Origin of the sequence: Pseudomonas sp. JUb42, from assembly GCF_024807945.1 — a bacterium.
GTDB lineage: Bacteria > Pseudomonadota > Gammaproteobacteria > Pseudomonadales > Pseudomonadaceae > Aquipseudomonas.
Genome location: NZ_JANUFD010000010.1, coordinates 44963 through 61167, shown reverse-complemented (window position 1 = coordinate 61167; position 16205 = coordinate 44963). Strand labels below are relative to the sequence as shown.

General features: G+C 60.7%; 17 protein-coding genes. 15 read left to right on the top strand and 2 right to left on the bottom strand.

The window, feature by feature from the left end; all coding sequences use genetic code 11:
- The first annotated feature begins 8 nt into the window (after positions 1–8).
- The 13 genes from flhF to M2401_RS20075 all read left to right on the top strand — a co-directional run bounded on the left by flhF (position 9) and on the right by M2401_RS20075 (position 12467).
- Entirely contained in the window at positions 9–1337 is a 1329-nt protein-coding gene (gene flhF, locus M2401_RS20135) for a flagellar biosynthesis protein FlhF (protein WP_259105420.1), read from the top strand.
- A 115-nt stretch (positions 1338–1452) separates the two neighbouring features.
- Complete coding sequence (gene fleN, locus M2401_RS20130) at positions 1453–2286, top strand: flagellar synthesis regulator FleN (protein ID WP_259105418.1); 834 nt, start codon at positions 1453–1455, stop codon at positions 2284–2286.
- A complete protein-coding gene (gene fliA / locus M2401_RS20125; RefSeq protein WP_259105417.1) occupies positions 2283–3026 on the top strand; it encodes an RNA polymerase sigma factor FliA in 744 nt (247 codons plus the stop codon). Before fleN ends, fliA begins: the two co-directional genes overlap by 4 nt.
- 256 nt (positions 3027–3282) lie before the next feature.
- The gene (locus M2401_RS20120) at positions 3283–3657 is read left to right on the top strand and encodes a chemotaxis response regulator CheY (RefSeq protein ID WP_259105415.1); all 375 of its coding nucleotides are present in this window, start codon (positions 3283–3285) and stop codon (positions 3655–3657) included.
- Positions 3658–3676: 19 nt separating this feature from the next.
- A complete protein-coding gene (locus M2401_RS20115) occupies positions 3677–4465 on the top strand; it encodes a protein phosphatase CheZ (protein WP_259105413.1) in 789 nt (262 codons plus the stop codon).
- A 33-nt stretch (positions 4466–4498) separates the two neighbouring features.
- On the top strand, positions 4499–6796 hold the full coding sequence (locus M2401_RS20110; RefSeq protein ID WP_259105412.1) for a chemotaxis protein CheA: 2298 nt from the start codon (positions 4499–4501) through the stop codon (positions 6794–6796).
- Between the two features lie 53 nt (positions 6797–6849).
- Entirely contained in the window at positions 6850–8016 is a 1167-nt protein-coding gene (locus M2401_RS20105; protein ID WP_259105410.1) for a chemotaxis response regulator protein-glutamate methylesterase, read from the top strand.
- On the top strand, positions 8016–8756 hold the full coding sequence (locus tag M2401_RS20100) for a flagellar motor protein (RefSeq protein WP_259105409.1): 741 nt from the start codon (positions 8016–8018) through the stop codon (positions 8754–8756). The genes M2401_RS20105 and M2401_RS20100 overlap by 1 nt, the downstream gene beginning before the upstream one ends.
- A gap of 5 nt (positions 8757–8761) precedes the next feature.
- Positions 8762–9649, top strand: a complete 888-nt coding sequence (gene motD / locus M2401_RS20095) for a flagellar motor protein MotD (RefSeq protein ID WP_259105407.1) — start codon at positions 8762–8764, stop codon at positions 9647–9649.
- 46 nt (positions 9650–9695) lie between these two features.
- Positions 9696–10487: a ParA family protein gene (locus M2401_RS20090; protein ID WP_259105406.1), complete on the top strand. Its 792-nt coding sequence runs from the start codon at positions 9696–9698 to the stop codon at positions 10485–10487.
- Positions 10488–10595: 108 nt separating this feature from the next.
- Positions 10596–11528 (top strand): CheW domain-containing protein, encoded by a 933-nt coding sequence (locus M2401_RS20085; protein WP_259105404.1) that lies wholly within the window; start codon positions 10596–10598, stop codon positions 11526–11528.
- A gap of 57 nt (positions 11529–11585) precedes the next feature.
- Positions 11586–12065 carry a chemotaxis protein CheW gene (locus M2401_RS20080; RefSeq protein ID WP_259105403.1) on the top strand — a complete coding sequence of 160 codons (480 nt, stop codon included), beginning with the start codon at positions 11586–11588 and terminating at the stop codon, positions 12063–12065.
- Positions 12066–12467, top strand: a complete 402-nt coding sequence (locus tag M2401_RS20075) for a DUF2802 domain-containing protein (protein ID WP_259105401.1) — start codon at positions 12066–12068, stop codon at positions 12465–12467.
- 152 nt (positions 12468–12619) lie between these two features.
- Here M2401_RS20075 and M2401_RS20070 read toward each other — a convergent pair whose 3' ends face one another.
- Together M2401_RS20070 and M2401_RS20065 are read right to left on the bottom strand one after the other, a co-directional pair.
- Complete coding sequence (locus tag M2401_RS20070; RefSeq protein ID WP_259105400.1) at positions 12620–12943, bottom strand: EscU/YscU/HrcU family type III secretion system export apparatus switch protein; 324 nt, start codon at positions 12941–12943, stop codon at positions 12620–12622.
- Positions 12943–14622, bottom strand: coding sequence for a flagellar hook-length control protein FliK (locus M2401_RS20065; protein ID WP_259105399.1), 1680 nt, complete (start codon positions 14620–14622; stop codon positions 12943–12945). The genes M2401_RS20070 and M2401_RS20065 overlap by 1 nt, the downstream gene beginning before the upstream one ends.
- Positions 14623–14876: 254 nt before the next feature.
- On the opposite strand from M2401_RS20065, the gene ccmA reads away from it, so the two are divergent.
- Positions 14877–15518, top strand: a complete 642-nt coding sequence (gene ccmA / locus M2401_RS20060) for a cytochrome c biogenesis heme-transporting ATPase CcmA (protein ID WP_259105398.1) — start codon at positions 14877–14879, stop codon at positions 15516–15518.
- Positions 15515–16186, top strand: coding sequence for a heme exporter protein CcmB (gene ccmB, locus M2401_RS20055; RefSeq protein ID WP_259105397.1), 672 nt, complete (start codon positions 15515–15517; stop codon positions 16184–16186). The genes ccmA and ccmB overlap by 4 nt, the downstream gene beginning before the upstream one ends.
- Positions 16187–16205 lie beyond the last annotated feature (19 nt).

Below are 16205 nucleotides of genomic sequence, written 5' to 3'. Positions count from 1 at the left end.
AGTGAGTCATGCAAGTTAAGCGATTTTTCGCCGCCGATATGCGTCAGGCCATGAAACTGGTTCGTGATGAGCTGGGCGCTGAAGCGGCCATCATCGGCAACCGGCGTATTGCCGGAGGTGTCGAGCTGACTGCCGCGCTGGATTACAAACTCTCGGCGCTGGCGCCGCGTGTACCGAACATGGAACTCGAAGACGAGCTGCGCAAGACTCAGTCGCGCATCGTCACCGCCCAGGCCGAGCTGAACAACCGTGGTGAAGTTGGCGCGACCAACCGCCAGTTGTTCGCCGGGCTGCCGCTGGACGCCACTGATACCCATATCGAGCCGACCCTCGAAGAGCCGCCTCGTCCGCTTACCTATTCCAGCGCGCCTGCTGCTGCGCAACCAGCGGGTGGTCAGCGCGCCTACGAATCCATGCGTTCCGAACTCAATGGTCTGCGTGAGCTGTTGGAAGTCCAGCTCGGCTCTCTGGCCTGGACCCAGTTGCAGGGCAGCCGCCCGCAGCAGGCCAACCTGTGGCGCCGCCTGCAACGTATCGGCCTGTCCGGCCCGTTGTCGCGCGACCTGCTGGCCATGATTCCGGATGTCGATGAGCCGCGTCAGGCCTGGCGCCTGCTGCTGGCGCATCTGGCGCGGATGATCGTGGTGCCGGAAATCGAACCGCTGGAAGAGGCGGGCGTGATTGCCATGGTCGGTCCTGCCGGCATGGGCAAGACCACTACGCTGGCCAAGCTGGCGGCGCGTTACGTGCTCAAGTACGGCGCGCAGAACATCGCCCTGGTGAGCATGGACAGTTTCCGTATCGGCGCCCAGGAGCAGCTCAAGACCCTGGGCCGCATTCTCAATGTGCCGGTGACCCACGTCGATCCGGGCCAGTCCCTGGCTCAGGCGCTGGAGCCGCTGCTGCGCAAGCGCGTGGTGCTGATCGATACCGCCGGCCTGCAGGCCAGCGACCCGGCCCTGCGTCTGCAACTGGAAAGCCTGGCCGGTCGCGGCATCAAGGCACGCAATTATCTGGTCCTGGCCACTACCAGCCAGAAGCAGGTGCTGACGGCCGCCTATCACAGCTACAAGCGCTGTGGCCTGGCCGGTTGCATCCTGACCAAACTCGACGAGACCGCAAGCCTTGGCGAAGTGCTGAGCCTTGCGATCAGTCACGAACTTCCCGTGGCCTATCTTACCGATGGGCCGCGTATACCAGACGATCTGCATCTGCCCCGTCGGCACCAGTTGGTGACCCGTGCGGTGAATGTGCAGATGCAGGAAGAGCCTAGCGAGGAAGCGATGGCTGACATGTTTGCCGATCTGTATCACAACCCCAGCAAGAGAGTGGGCTGAGTGAGGCAATACACAGGAATGTATCTGCATCGATGGTCTGCCAGGCACTGTTCTTCATTGAACGTGCAGCCCGCAACGTGGCTTCGGTCTAAGCAAGACAAGGTAAAGAGATAACATGGGCAGCATGCATCCCGTACAGGTGATCGCGGTGACCGGCGGCAAGGGTGGCGTCGGTAAGACTAACGTGTCAGTGAACCTTTCACTGGCCTTGGCTGAGCTCGGCCGGCGCGTGATGCTGCTGGATGCCGACCTTGGCCTGGCGAACGTCGATGTACTGCTGGGCCTGACGCCCAAACGTACGCTTGCCGATGTCATCGAAGGCCGCTGTGAGCTGCGCGACGTGCTCTTGCAGGGCCCTGGCGGCATTCGCATCGTGCCGGCCGCCTCCGGCACCCAGAGCATGGTTCACCTGTCGCCAGCGCAGCATGCCGGCCTGATCCAGGCGTTCAGCGATATCGGTGACAACCTGGACGTGCTGGTGATCGACACCGCCGCCGGGATCGGCGAGTCGGTGGTCAGCTTCGTGCGCGCAGCTCAGGAAGTACTGCTGGTGGTGTGTGACGAGCCCACGTCCATCACCGATGCTTACGCTCTGATCAAGCTGCTCAACCGCGACTACGGCATGAATCGTTTCAGGGTCCTGGCCAACATGGCCCAGAGCCCGCAGGAAGGGCGCAACCTGTTCGCCAAGCTGACCAAGGTTACTGACCGTTTTCTTGACGTAGCCCTGCAATATGTCGGTGCCGTGCCCTACGATGAATGTGTGCGCAAGGCTGTGCAGAAGCAGCGCGCCGTTTATGAGGCTTTCCCGCGCTCCAAATGTGCACTGGCGTTCAAGGCCATTGCCCAGAAGGTCGATACCTGGCCGTTGCCCGCCAACCCTCGTGGGCACCTGGAGTTCTTCGTCGAACGCCTTGTCCATCAGACCAGCGCGGGACCGGTTCAATGACAGCGAGTGGCTATCGTATGTACAGCAAGGCATCCAAGGATTCGCAGTATGAGCTGATCGAGCGCTATGCCCCTCTGGTCAAGCGTATTGCCTATCACTTGCTGGCCCGTCTGCCTGCCAGCGTTCAGGTCGAGGACCTGATCCAGGCCGGCATGATCGGCCTGCTGGAAGTGTCGACCAAGTACGACTCCACCAAGGGTGCCAGTTTCGAGACGTATGCGGGCATTCGCATACGGGGTGCGATGCTCGACGAAGTGCGCAAAGGAGACTGGGCGCCACGCTCGGTTCACCGAAATACACGCATGGTCAGTGACGCAATTCGCTCAATTGAAGCGAAAACCGGTCGTGACGCTAAAGATCACGAGGTTGCTGCCGAACTCCAATTGAGTCTCGATGATTATTACGGGATTTTGAATGATACCTTGGGCAGTCGCCTGTTCAGTTTCGACGACCTGTTACAGGACGGCGGTGAACATGAGGGGCTGCACGAGGACGGCGCAAGTGGATCACTTGAACCGTCGCGCGATCTGGAAGACGAGCGTTTCCAGGCCGCGTTGGCAGACGCGATTGCCAACTTGCCGGAGCGTGAGAGGCTGGTGTTGGCGCTGTACTATGACGAGGAGCTGAACCTCAAGGAAATCGGTGAGGTCCTGGGGGTCAGCGAATCGCGTGTCAGCCAGTTACACAGCCAGTGCGCAGCTCGTTTGCGAGGGCGTTTGGGGGAGTGGCGAGCGCGCTGACAGATCTCTGGCGAGGCCTTGGGTGTCGTCGAATCTGTGGGTCGGCTGTGCAAAGCGTTGCGTGGTAAGAAGATAGAAAGACAGGAGCGGGTCGCGGGGGACCTTCAAATGTAGTTGCCCTTGGGCTCGACACCTGTTATTTGCCAAGCCCGTCGTCGTTTAGTGCAGCCGGTGAGCTGTGCCGGTATTAGATTTAACAGCGCGTTCAGGTACTGAATGCGTTAAAGACTGCTTGGAGGTCGAATTGGACAAGAACATGAAAATCCTCATCGTTGATGACTTTTCAACGATGCGGCGGATCATTAAAAACCTGTTGCGTGATCTGGGGTTCACCAACACGTCTGAAGCAGACGATGGGGTAACAGCCCTGCCCATGCTGCAAAGTGGCGCCTTTGACTTTCTCGTGACCGATTGGAACATGCCTGGCATGTCCGGTATCGATCTGCTGCGCCAGGTGCGTGCCGATGAACGCCTGCGTCACTTGCCGGTGTTGATGGTGACTGCCGAAGCCAAGCGGGAACAGATTATCGAGGCCGCACAGGCCGGTGTGAACGGTTATGTGGTCAAGCCGTTTACTGCTCAGGTGCTGAAAGAAAAGATCGAAAAAATCTTTGAGCGCGTAAATAGCTGATGTAGGCCGCGAGGGCGCTATGGAGCACAAAGATTCGTCAATGGGCGACTTCGAGTCGACCCTGAAGAAACATGCTAAGGAGTTGGTGAGCAGCCTTGAAAAAGGCCGGTTCGGCGACGCCGTGCAACTTATCCATGAGCTTAACCAGACCCGAGACCGCGGCCTGTATCAGGAAGTCGGCAAACTGACCCGTGAGCTGCACAGTGCGATTGTCAATTTTCAGATTGACCCGCACATGCCGCAAGCCGAGGAAGTGTCTCAGATCACTGATGCCACCGAACGCCTGTCGTATGTTGTCCGGCTGACGGAAGGCGCCGCCAACCGTACGATGGATCTGGTGGAGCAAAGTACACCGCTGATGCATGGCCTCAGCGGTGATGCCAGGGAATTGAGCAAGGATTGGGGACGCTTCATGCGCCGGGAAATCGGCGCCGAAGAGTTTCGCGAGTTGGCACGCAAAGTGGACGGTTTTCTGTCGCGCAGCGAGAAGGAAACAACACTGGTCGCCGCTCATCTCAATGACATTCTGCTGGCCCAGGATTACCAGGACCTCACCGGTCAGGTGATCAAGCGGGTCACGCAGTTGGTCACGGAAGTTGAAAGCAACTTGCTCAAACTGGTGCTGATGGCCAGTCAGGTCGATCGTTTCGCGGGCATACAACACGACGAAGAAGCGATCCGCGCAGAAAATGATCCAGAAAAACATCTGTCCCAGGGTGAAGGTCCGCAGATTCATGCCGATAAGCGTGAAGACGTTGTATCGGGACAGGACGATGTAGACGATCTGCTATCGAGCCTGGGCTTCTAGGTCTGTTGACGGTTAATTTTAGGGAGCACCCCAATGAGCTTCGGCGCCGATGAAGAGATCCTTCAGGATTTTCTGGTAGAGGCCGGCGAGATTCTGGAGCAGTTGTCTGAACAATTGGTCGAGCTGGAAAGCCGACCGGATGACGCAGACCTGCTCAATGCAATTTTTCGCGGTTTTCACACTGTAAAAGGGGGCGCCGGCTTCCTCCAGCTCCATGAGCTGGTGGAGTGCTGCCACATCGCCGAGAACGTCTTCGACATCCTGCGCAAGGGTGAGCGTCGCGTTGACTCGGAATTGATGGACGTGGTCCTTGAGGCACTCGATGCGGTGAACGGCATGTTCAGTCAGGTGCGTGAGCGCACGGACGTCACGCCTGCCACCCCTGAGCTGCTGGCTGCCCTGGCTCGCCTGGCGGAACCGGCTTCGGCGGACGTTGCTGCAGAACCGGAACCGGTTGCGGCGGCGCCCGTGGTTGAAGAGGCTCCCGTCGAGGCTGCTTCCGACGAAATTACCGATCATGAATTCGAGCAACTGCTCGACTCTCTCGATGCGGCCAAGGCTGCAGCGGCAGCTCCTGCCGCGCCTGTAGCGGCGGCTCCGGCTGCGGCTGGCAGTGACGAGATCACCGACAGCGAATTCGAATCCCTGCTTGACCAGTTGCACGGCAAGGGCCAGTTTGCCCCGGATGCGGTGTCTGCTGCACCGGTTGCAGCCAAGCCTGCTGCTCCGGCTGCCGGTGCCACCGAGTCGGGTGATATTACCGACGAAGAATTCGAAGCCTTGCTTGATCAGTTGCACGGCAAGGGTTCCTTTGATGCCGCAGCGGCAGCACCACCCGTAGTCGCCGCCGCACCTGCTGCGACTGCCCCTGCTGCTGGCGGCAAGGCCAGTGATGAAATCACTGACCATGAATTCGAAAACCTGCTCGATGAGCTGCACGGCAAGGGCAAGTTCGAGCCTGCTGCGGTAGCCGCGCCAGCAGCGGTGGCCAAACCGGCCGCCGCTGCCGCCGCTCCTGCTGCCAAGCCGGCTCCGGCCGCCGCGCCAGCAGCCGCTGCCAAGGCAGAACCGGCCAAGGCTGCCGCACCTGCTGCAGCTCCGGCACCTGCCCGCGCGCCTGCCGCTGCTGCGGCTCCGCCACCGGAAAAACCGGCGTCGGAAGCCGAGACCACGGTACGGGTTGATACAGCCCGTCTCGACGAAATCATGAACATGGTCGGCGAGCTGGTACTGGTGCGTAACCGCCTGGTACGTCTGGGGCTCAACAGCGGCGACGAAGCCATGTCCAAGGCGGTGTCCAACCTTGACGTGGTAACGGCTGACCTGCAGACCGCGGTCATGAAGACGCGCATGCAGCCGATCAAGAAGGTTTTCGGGCGCTTCCCGCGACTGGTTCGTGATCTGGCGCGGCAACTGAAGAAAGAAATCAACCTGGAACTGGTTGGCGAAGAGACCGACCTGGACAAAAACCTCGTCGAGGCCCTGGCCGACCCGCTGGTCCACTTGGTGCGCAATGCGGTCGACCACGGTGTCGAAACCCCGGAAGAACGCGAAGCCTCGGGCAAGCCACGGGGCGGCAAGGTCGTACTGTCGGCGGAGCAGGAGGGTGACCATATCCTCCTGTCTATCTCCGATGACGGCAAGGGTATGGACCCGGCTGTATTGCGTGCCATTGCGGTCAAGCGCGGTGTGATGGACAAGGATGCAGCCGATCGCCTGAGCGACAGCGACTGCTACAACCTGATCTTCGCCCCGGGCTTCTCGACCAAGACCGAGATTTCCGACGTCTCCGGACGCGGCGTGGGCATGGACGTGGTGAAAACCAAAATCGCCCAGCTTAACGGCTCGATCAATATCTACTCGACCAAGGGCCAGGGCTCGAAGATCGTCATCAAGGTGCCGCTGACCCTGGCGATCATGCCGACGCTGATGGTCATGCTGGGCAACCAGGCGTTCGCCTTCCCACTGGTCAACGTCAACGAGATCTTCCATCTGGACCTGTCCACTACCAACGTCGTCGACGGTCAGGAAGTGGTCATCGTGCGCGACAAGGCGTTGCCACTGTTCTACCTCAAGCGCTGGCTGATCAGCTCGGCGGCGTACGAGGAACAGCACGAAGGCCATGTAGTGATCCTCTCGGTCGGCACCCAACGCATCGGCTTTGTCGTCGATCAGTTGGTCGGCCAGGAAGAAGTGGTAATCAAACCGCTGGGCAAGATGCTGCAAGGTACGCCGGGTATGTCGGGCGCCACCATTACCGGTGATGGCCGTATTGCCTTGATCCTCGATGTACCGAGCATGCTCAAGCGTTACGCCGCACGGCGTATTTGATTCTGGGAGCGCGGGCAGCCTGAGTGCTGCCCGTGGCGCCCTTTGGAGTGTTTATGGCAGTCAAGGTCCTGGTGGTGGATGATTCCGGTTTTTTCCGCCGCCGTGTTACGGAAATTCTCTCTTCGGACCCCAACATCCAGGTCGTCGGTACGGCGACCAATGGCAAGGAAGCGATTGAGCAAGCGCTGTCGCTAAAGCCGGATGTGATCACAATGGACTACGAAATGCCGATGATGGACGGCATTACCGCTGTCCGCCACATCATGCAACGCAGTCCCACCCCGGTGTTGATGTTCTCCTCGCTGACCCACGAAGGTGCCCGCGTCACGCTGGACGCCCTGGATGCCGGCGCGGTGGATTTCCTGCCGAAGAATTTCGAAGACATCTCGCGCAACCCCGAGAAGGTCAAGCAGCTGCTGTGCGAGAAGGTTCACAGCATCTCGCGCAGTAATCGTCGTTTCAGCGGCTTCAACGCTCCGGCTCCGGCTGCGGCACCTGCTGCGGCCGCGCCAGCAGCCAGGACGGCTGCGCCAGCCCCGGCGCGGACTATCCCGTCGCGCACCGCCGCCCCGGCACCGGCTGCCAGCAGCCACAGCCATGCTCATCATGCAGCGCCTGCCGCGCACCATGCGCCAACATCGCCTGCGCCCAAGCGCAAGGCCTACAAGCTGGTAGCGATTGGTACCTCCACCGGTGGCCCGGTGGCGCTGCAACGGGTTCTGACTCAACTGCCTGCCAGTTTCCCGGCGCCTATCGTACTGATCCAGCACATGCCTGCGGCCTTCACCAAGGCCTTTGCCGAGCGTCTGGACAAGCTGTGCAGCATAAGCGTCAAGGAAGCCGAGGATGGTGACGTCTTGCGTCCCGGCCTGGCGTTGCTGGCACCCGGCGGCAAGCAGATGATGGTCGATGCCCGCGGCACGATCAAAATCCTGCCCGGTGACGAGCGTCTGAACTACAAACCGTGCGTGGACATCACGTTTGGCTCGGCGGCCAAATCCTACGGCGACAAAGTGCTGGCGGTGGTTCTCACCGGCATGGGCGCTGACGGCCGTGAAGGCGCGCGTCTGCTCAAGCAGGGCGGCAGCCATATCTGGGCTCAGGATGAAGCCAGCTGCGTGATCTACGGCATGCCCATGGCCATCGTCAAAGCGGACCTTGCCGACGCGGTGTACAGCCTGGACGAAATCGGTAAGCACCTGGTCGAGGCCTGTATCTGATGGATGTACTCAGCCTGATTGGCCTCATCCTGGCGTTCGTGGCAATTGTCGGCGGCAACTTTCTGGAGGGTGGACATGTTGGCGCTCTGCTTAACGGTCCGGCTGCCCTGATCGTCCTCGGCGGGACCCTGGCGGCTTCGCTGTTGCAGACGCCACTGAGCTCGTTCAAGCGCGCCGTGCAGATCCTGCTGTGGATTCTGTTTCCGCCACGCATCGATCTGCCGGCCGGTATCGACCGGGTAATCAACTGGAGCATGACCGCGCGCAAGGAAGGTTTGCTGGGCCTGGAGTCGGTTGCCGACACCGAGCCTGACGACTATGCCCGCAAAGGCCTGCAACTGTTGGTCGACGGCGCCGAGCCCGAGGCGATCCGCAGCATCCTGGAAGTGGATTTCATCACCCAGGAAACCCGCGATATCCATGCGGCCAAAGTCTTCGAGAGCATGGGCGGCTATGCGCCGACCGTGGGCATCATCGGTGCGGTCATGGGTCTTATCCATGTGATGGGCAACCTGGCCGATCCGAGCCAGCTGGGTAGCGGCATCGCCGTGGCCTTCGTTGCCACCATCTACGGCGTGGCCTCGGCCAACCTGATCCTGTTGCCCATTGCCAACAAGCTCAAGTCCATCGCCATGCGCCAGTCGCGCTACCGCGAGATGCTTCTGGAAGGGTTGCTGTCCATTGCCGAAGGTGAAAACCCTCGCTCCATCGAACTCAAGCTGCAAGGCTTCATGGAGTAGGGCTCATGGCCAGACGTCGACCGCCCGAAGAACATGAGAATCACGAACGCTGGCTGGTGTCCTACGCGGACTTCATTACCCTGCTGTTTGCCTTTTTTGTGGTGATGTACTCGATTTCGTCCCTAAATGAAGGCAAATACAAGATTCTCTCCGAGGCGCTGGTCGGGGTTTTCAACGATGTCGAGAAAAGCACCAAGCCGATCCCTATCGGTGACAATCGCCCCCACACCGTCAAGCCCGCCGAACCCCTGGTCAAGGACAGTGAGCAGACTGACGCCGGGATCGGCCAGAAGTCGTCCGATCCGCTGCAATCTATCGCCAACGATGTGCGCGATGCCTTCGGCGACCTGATCAAGTCCAACCAGCTCACCGTGCGTGGCAACGAGCTGTGGATCGAGATCGAACTGAATTCGAGCCTGTTATTCGGCAGTGGCAATGCCATGCCCAGCGACAATGCATTCACCATCATCGAGAAAGTGGCGAAGATCGTTAAACCTTTCGACAACCCGATCCACGTCGAGGGTTTCACTGACGATCAACCGATCAATACTTCGCAGTACCCGACCAACTGGGAGCTGTCTTCGGCGCGCTCGGCCAGTATTGTCAGGATCCTCGCGATGGAAGGGATCAACCCCGCACGCATGGCTTCAGTGGGCTATGGCGAGTTCCAGCCGGTGGCCTCCAATGCCACTGCGGAAGGGCGTGGCCGCAACCGCCGGGTCGTACTGGTGATCTCGCGTAATCTTGAAGTTCGTCGTAGCTTGACCGGTACCGGAGCGGCCAATGCACAGCCGGATGCGGCGTTGAAGCGTGCTGGCACACAAACTGCACCGACGCCACTCAAGCCGACGATACCGAACAGGACCGTCAATTCTCCGTCACCCGCCCCATAGGTCGTTTCTCGTTTTGGCGATGGCCATGGCGGGAGGAAAAAGCACAATGAGAGTCTGGGCAGTAGCCAATCAAAAAGGCGGAGTGGGCAAGACCACATCCTCCATCGCGTTAGCGGGCCTGCTGGCAGAGGCGGGCAAGCGCGTGATCGTTGTCGATCTCGATCCGCATGGCTCCATGACCAGCTATTTCGGGCACAACCCCGATACTCTGGAACACAGTGCTTTCGACCTGTTTCTGCACAAGGGCATAGTGCCCCAGGACTTGCCGGGGCAATTGCTGTTGCCTACCAGTGACGAGCGTATTTCCCTGCTGCCATCGAGCACCGCTCTGGCGACCCTGGAGCGTCAGACGCCCGGGCAGGGTGGCCTCGGCCTGGTAATCGCCAAAAGCCTGGCGCAGCTATGGCAAGATTTCGATTACGCCATCATCGACAGCCCGCCGTTGCTGGGTGTCTTGATGGTCAACGCCCTGGCGGCGAGTCAACAATTGGTCATTCCGGTGCAGACCGAGTTCCTTGCCGTCAAAGGTTTGGAGCGTATGGTCAACACCCTGGCGATGATCAACCGTTCGCGTAAGCAACCGTTGCCCTACACCATCGTCCCGACCCTGTTCGATCGGCGCACGCAAGCGTCCATGGGTACCCTCAAGCTGCTGCGCGACAGTTTTCCCGAGCATGTCTGGAAAGCCTATATTCCTGTCGATACCCGTTTGCGCGATGCCAGCCGCAACGGCGTGACGCCGTCGCAGTTCGACAACAAGAGTCGCGGTGTCCTGGCTTACCGGGCCTTGCTCAAGCATTTGCTCTCTGAACAACTCGCCGCAGCGCAGGTGGCTTGAAGTGGACCTGAGAACTTTATTACCTGACGTTGCGTGCAGACATTCAAGTCAGGTGTCGATGCAGCCGATAACGTCAGCAAGTGGCTGCAATCTTTGGCGGGTACTGTCATGAATCAGCGCCCAACGGAACGTCCTGTCGATACGGCCACGCGCCCGCAATTGGCGCTGCAATCCTATCTGGATGCCCTGCTTCAGGACGCGACCGAAGATTTGGCCGTCGTCGAAACGCAACTGGTCGAGCCCGATGGCTTCGATGAGTTCGAGGCTGCGGTACGGGAAGAGATGGCCCACGACGCGCGCATGCTGGCGCCAGTGGTCAGCCCTGTCGCAGTTGCCGTAGCGGCACCTGCTCCGGTGGCTGTCGCGGTGCCGGTGGCGCCGCCGGTCGAGGTCAAGGTCAAGCCAGCGGTACGGCTCGATATGCCGCTGGCGGTGCCTGCGCCGGTGAAGGTTGCCGAGGCCGTGGTCACGCCGACGCCGACTGTGGCGCTGGTGGAGCCGGTAGTGGAAGTGCACCTGCCGACGCAGATGCAGCGTATACCGCCGCCGCCACCGGCGACGGGCAGTGAGCGCCCCGAGTGGGCGTCCGAGCCGTTCGAGTGCCTGTTGTTCGACGTCGCCGGGTTGACCCTGGCGGTGCCGCTGGTGTGCCTGGGGTCGATTTACTCCCTGGCAGGCCATGAATTGACGCCGTTGTTCGGCCAGCCGGACTGGTTCCTCGGGATTCTGCCGAGCCAGGCGGGCAACCTGAAGGTGCTGGATACGGCGCGCTGGATCATGCCGGATCGTTATCGCGACGATTTCCGCCAGGGCTTGCAGTATGTGATATCGGTCCAGGGTTACGAGTGGGGGCTGGCAGTACATCAGGTCAGTCGCTCGTTGCGCCTGGACCCGGAAGAAATTAAATGGCGCGCTCATCGTGGCCAAAGGCCATGGTTGGCCGGTACAGTGATCGAACATATGTGTGCGCTGCTGGATGTTGCCGAGTTGGCAGAGTTGATTGCCAGTGGCGCGGTCAAGCAGATGCACAAGATCAAATAATCATGGGACGGCGTTAACCGCGTCGCCCGCACAGCACGAACGTAAGGGGTAAGGGGTATGAAGAAGTCGTCTGCACAAGGTTCCGATGATCCCATTCTGCAGTGGGTGACCTTCCGCCTGGACAACGAGTCGTACGGCATCAATGTGATGCAGGTTCAGGAAGTGCTGCGCTATACCGAAATCGCGCCGGTTCCGGGTGCACCAAGCTACGTGCTGGGCATCATCAACCTGCGCGGTAACGTCGTTACCGTGATCGACACCCGTCAGCGCTTCGGCCTGCCGCCAGTGGAAGTCAGCGACAACACCCGTATCGTCATCATCGAGGCCGACAAGCAGGTCGTCGGTATCCTGGTCGACAGTGTTGCCGAAGTGGTTTACTTGCGTCAGTCGGAAGTCGAAACCGCGCCAAACGTGGGCAACGACGAATCGGCCAAGTTCATCCAGGGCGTCTGCAACAAGAACGGCGAGCTGCTGATTCTGGTCGAGCTGGACAAGATGATGTCCGAAGAAGAGTGGTCCGAGCTGGAGAACATCTGATTGATTCTCGAGGTAGTCGTCGCGGTCCTGGCTGTGCTCTGGATCGCGACGCTGGTGATGTTCCTGTCCCAGGGCAAGCGGCAGCGTAAGCTCGACAACGAGCGTGACGAACGCGACGCCCTGCGCGACCAGCGTTATCGTGAATTGGCCCGTCGTGTGGACAATTTCCAGAATGGCACGATACGCATGGGGCAGGATCTGCACGAGTTACGGGCGACGGTTGCACCCTTGCCCGACAAGCTGACTGCGCTTGAACAGCGCGACCCTTCTTCCTTGTCCTTCGCTCAGGCAGCGCGCCTGGTCGGCATGGGCGCCAGCGTCGACGAACTGACCCAGGCCTGTGGCCTGACTCAGGCCGAAGCCGAGCTGATGAGCAAGCTGCATCGGAATACGACGGAGTAGCTCGTTCTTTTAGAGCGAAATGTCAGAGTGCGTTGTGGGAGCGAATTCATTCGCGAAAGCGGTATTCCAGACGACAAAGATCAGTCGAATGTACTGCCCTCTTCGCGAATGAATTCGCTCCCACAATCCTCGCCCCGAGATTCTCATTGCGGTTAAGCCCCCGGCGTGATATCCCGCTCGATTGGCGGCGCATTCGGGTCGCGGCCTTCGGGGAACTTGCCCTTCAGGTGCCACGCAAAGGCGATGATCTCGGCGATGGTGCGATAGAGCGGCTCGGGAATGCTGTCGCCAAGCTCCATGCGCGCCAGCAGCTTGACCAGCTCCGCATTCTCATAGATCGGCACTTCAGCTTCCCGGGCAATGGCCAGGATGGCTTCGGCCAGTTGATCGTCGCCCTTGGCCGACAGCGTCGGGGCCTGGACGCCGTCATAGGTCAGGGCAATGGCCTGGCGCGGGGTAGTGTCGCTGCTGCTCATCAGGCGGTCTCGTCAATCCAGCGTTGTTCAAGTTTGGTACGCGGGCCCTGGGCCGGCTTGCCCTGGTTGCAGGCCAGTTCACCGACTGTCAGGCCCGAGGCTATCAGGCGTTCGCGCAGATAACCCAGCTCCCGGGAGATCAGATCCGCAGCGTCAGAGCGCTCGGCCCACATCTGGGTCGACAGGCTGCCGCGCAGCAATTGTGCCTGCACCTGCAATGGCCCGAGCGGGTCGAGGTCGAACGCCAGTTCAATCTTCCACAGCTTCTCACGGGTATCGCGGTTTTCATTACCTTCGCCGTCCGGCTTTTGTTCCTGCTCCGGCACGTCATCGCGCTGCATACGGACCTGCAACGGCACGACGTCCTGACCGTTACGCATGGGGATTTCCATCTGCCAGGTGCTGGTCTGGGTGCCGTCGGCGTGGGTACGGGTCTGTTCCAGCCCGCCCAGTTGATGACTCTGCAGGCGTGAAACGGCGGCTGCTGCGAGCTTGAGCAACATCTCCAGATCATCCTTTTCGCCCGCGATAACCGAGCGCGAAGGCAGGGGGAAGTTGATCATTTGCGGGCGTTCGGCCACCTGGCCCAGGGTGCCGAGGGCGCTGCGGATCACCGCAGGCATCATCCGCGCCAGCATGTTTGAGGCGGCGACGGCGTCGTAACTGGTGTTGTCCGGCAGGCCTGGCAGGATCTGTGCGATCAGCCGGCTCAGGTTGGCCTTCAAGTCCGGCGACTGCATCGGGTCGGTGCCGGCCAGCAGTTTGGCCTCCATGAAGGTGCCGCTGGCACTGATTGCCTGAGCGACGCCCTTGGCCGTGGTCATCTGCTGAATATCCGGCAGATCTGCCAGTAACTGGTCGATGCTGTCCTGCACCGCTGCGGGCAGTGCGGTCGGCGCGGCGCTGCCGGTGAGACTCGCCGGGACGCTGGCTGCTGCGTTGTTCTGCAGGGTCTGCAGAGCATTGATCAGTACGTCCAGTGAGCCCTGGCGCCCTTGCTGGGTGGCCAGTTGCTGGGTGGCGGCAAGCTGGTCCAGACCCGTGCTCAGGGGCACGAAATTCAGGCTCTGACTACCCTGGACCTGAGCGTTGAGCAGGCTGCCGATGGGCAACGGCCGCGGGCTTTCGATGCTCAGGGTGGTCCCGGCCTGGGCAGTATTGAGCAGAACCACGATTGAGCGATACAGGGCGGCGTTCTGCGCATTCTGCGCTGTAGAACCCGGCTGAGCCGCAGGCTGGCCACTGAGCTGGGCCAGAGTGTCGGTCACCACTTGGCTGGTCAGGACCTTGGCCTGGAGCAGGGTCCCGACCGGGAGTTTCTGCGTGTCCAGGCGCGTCAGCACGCTATTGAGCGCATTATTGATCTGCTGCAAGGACAGACTCAGCGTATTGGCCGATGCTTGGGTGACAGTCAGGCTGGTGCCGGGTGTCAGGGGCAGCGTGCTAGTCACCGGGACCATGCTCTGGGTGCCGTTACCCTGGATCAGTTTGAGCAGCAACTGGTAGGTCTGGTCCCCGGTCTGCTTGAGGTTGACCACTTCCGCGGTCACGGCTTCCCCCGGCGCAACCAGGTTTTTCATCGGTTGCAGGAGCTGGAATATCTGCCCTGCGGAAACACCGGCGCGCGCCAGGGCCATGGCCGCAGAAGCTTGGGAAAGACTGGGAATATCAGCTGGCATTAATTGCGACCCTGGAAATTGCCCTCTTGCGATGAGGAGAGACATGTATAATTCCGGCCCTCGAAGAAGCCGGCAGGCAATCAAGCTGCACCTCTATAACGGCCATTTCAAGGGGTACTTGAGTTCCTCTTGTGTGATGACGGATCCGCCAACGCCCAACGCGCCCCAAGTAGGAGCTGCCGAAGGCTGCGAATGGATCTGAAACCTTTCGCAGCCTTCGGCAGCTCCTACACATCAGATTTCTGGATCAGCTTATGAGCCGTCCTCTTCCCCTGCTGCAAGCAACCGCCCTGGCGTGCGAGCGTGACTGGCGCATGTTGTTCGAGAACCTCGAGCTGCAGATCGTTCCCGGCGACATGTTGCAGATCAGCGGCCCCAACGGCAGCGGCAAGACCAGCCTGCTGCGTCTGTTGTGCGGGCTGATGCAGCCCAGTGCCGGTGAAATCCTGCTCAATGGCCGGCCGTTGATCGAGCAACGTGCCGAGCTGGCCCGGCAACTGCTGTGGATCGGCCATGCTGCCGGGATCAAGGAGCTGCTGACCCCGACCGAGAACCTGACCTGGCTTTGTGCCTTGCACCGTCCGGCCGATGGCACTGCCATCGCCCAGGCGCTGGAAGCGGTGGGCCTGCGCGGCTTTGAGGATCTGCCATGCCACACCTTGTCGGCGGGGCAGCATCGTCGGGTGGCTCTGGCCCGGTTGTATCTGGACAGCCCGGCGCTGTGGATTCTCGATGAGCCCTTCACCGCCCTGGACAAGCAGGGCGTCGCGCAACTGGAAGCGCACCTGGCCGAACATTGTGAGCAGGGCGGCATGGTCGTACTGACCACACACCATACCCTTACCCGTATGCCGACAGGTTATCGGGACATTGACCTGGGACAGTGGGCCGTATGAGTCATGTCTTTACTCTGCTCGTCGCCCGCGAGGCACGTCTGCTGTTTCGTCGTCCGGCGGAGCTGGCCAACCCGTTGGTGTTCTTTGCGATTGTGATCGCGCTGTTCCCGCTGGCGGTAGGCCCCGAGACGCAATTGTTGCAAAGCCTGTCGCCGGGGTTGGTGTGGGTGGCGGCCTTACTGTCGGTGCTGCTCTCGCTGGATGGGCTGTTTCGCAGTGATTTCGAGGACGGCTCCCTGGAACAGTGGGTCCTTTCGCCGCACCCTCTGGCTCTTCTGGTATTGGCCAAGGTACTGGCACACTGGGTTTTTTCCGGCCTGGCCCTGGTGCTGCTGGCACCGCTGCTGGCCCTGATGCTGGGCCTGCCGGCGCAATGTCTGCCGGTATTGCTGGCCTCATTGTTGCTGGGTACACCGATTCTCAGCCTGCTCGGCGCCGTGGGCGCGGCACTGACTGTTGGTTTGAAGCGCGGTGGTCTGTTGCTCGCGTTGTTGATTTTGCCGCTGTATATCCCGGTGTTGATCCTGGGCAGCGGCGCGTTGCAGGCGGCCCTGATGGGCATGCCTGCCACCGGTTACCTGTTGTGGCTGGGCAGTCTGACCGCCCTGGCGGTGACCCTGGCACCCTTTGCGATAGCCGCCGGCCTGAAGATCAGTGTCGGTGAATAATTGAGGTTTTGAGGAGCGC

Bases quoted from the DNA above. Each gene is read 5' to 3' on its own strand.
- flhF (WP_259105420.1), top strand. From the start codon at position 9: ATGCAAGTTAAGCGATTTTTCGCCGCCGATATGCGTCAGGCCATGAAA.
- fleN (WP_259105418.1), top strand. From the start codon at position 1,453: ATGGGCAGCATGCATCCCGTACAGGTGATCGCGGTGACCGGCGGCAAG.
- fliA (WP_259105417.1), top strand. From the start codon at position 2,283: ATGACAGCGAGTGGCTATCGTATGTACAGCAAGGCATCCAAGGATTCG.
- M2401_RS20120 (WP_259105415.1), top strand. From the start codon at position 3,283: ATGAAAATCCTCATCGTTGATGACTTTTCAACGATGCGGCGGATCATT.
- M2401_RS20115 (WP_259105413.1), top strand. From the start codon at position 3,677: ATGGAGCACAAAGATTCGTCAATGGGCGACTTCGAGTCGACCCTGAAG.
- M2401_RS20110 (WP_259105412.1), top strand. From the start codon at position 4,499: ATGAGCTTCGGCGCCGATGAAGAGATCCTTCAGGATTTTCTGGTAGAG.
- M2401_RS20105 (WP_259105410.1), top strand. From the start codon at position 6,850: ATGGCAGTCAAGGTCCTGGTGGTGGATGATTCCGGTTTTTTCCGCCGC.
- M2401_RS20100 (WP_259105409.1), top strand. From the start codon at position 8,016: ATGGATGTACTCAGCCTGATTGGCCTCATCCTGGCGTTCGTGGCAATT.
- motD (WP_259105407.1), top strand. From the start codon at position 8,762: ATGGCCAGACGTCGACCGCCCGAAGAACATGAGAATCACGAACGCTGG.
- M2401_RS20090 (WP_259105406.1), top strand. From the start codon at position 9,696: ATGAGAGTCTGGGCAGTAGCCAATCAAAAAGGCGGAGTGGGCAAGACC.
- M2401_RS20085 (WP_259105404.1), top strand. From the start codon at position 10,596: ATGAATCAGCGCCCAACGGAACGTCCTGTCGATACGGCCACGCGCCCG.
- M2401_RS20080 (WP_259105403.1), top strand. From the start codon at position 11,586: ATGAAGAAGTCGTCTGCACAAGGTTCCGATGATCCCATTCTGCAGTGG.
- M2401_RS20070 (WP_259105400.1), bottom strand. From the start codon at position 12,943: ATGAGCAGCAGCGACACTACCCCGCGCCAGGCCATTGCCCTGACCTAT.
- M2401_RS20065 (WP_259105399.1), bottom strand. From the start codon at position 14,622: ATGCCAGCTGATATTCCCAGTCTTTCCCAAGCTTCTGCGGCCATGGCC.
- ccmA (WP_259105398.1), top strand. From the start codon at position 14,877: ATGAGCCGTCCTCTTCCCCTGCTGCAAGCAACCGCCCTGGCGTGCGAG.
- ccmB (WP_259105397.1), top strand. From the start codon at position 15,515: ATGAGTCATGTCTTTACTCTGCTCGTCGCCCGCGAGGCACGTCTGCTG.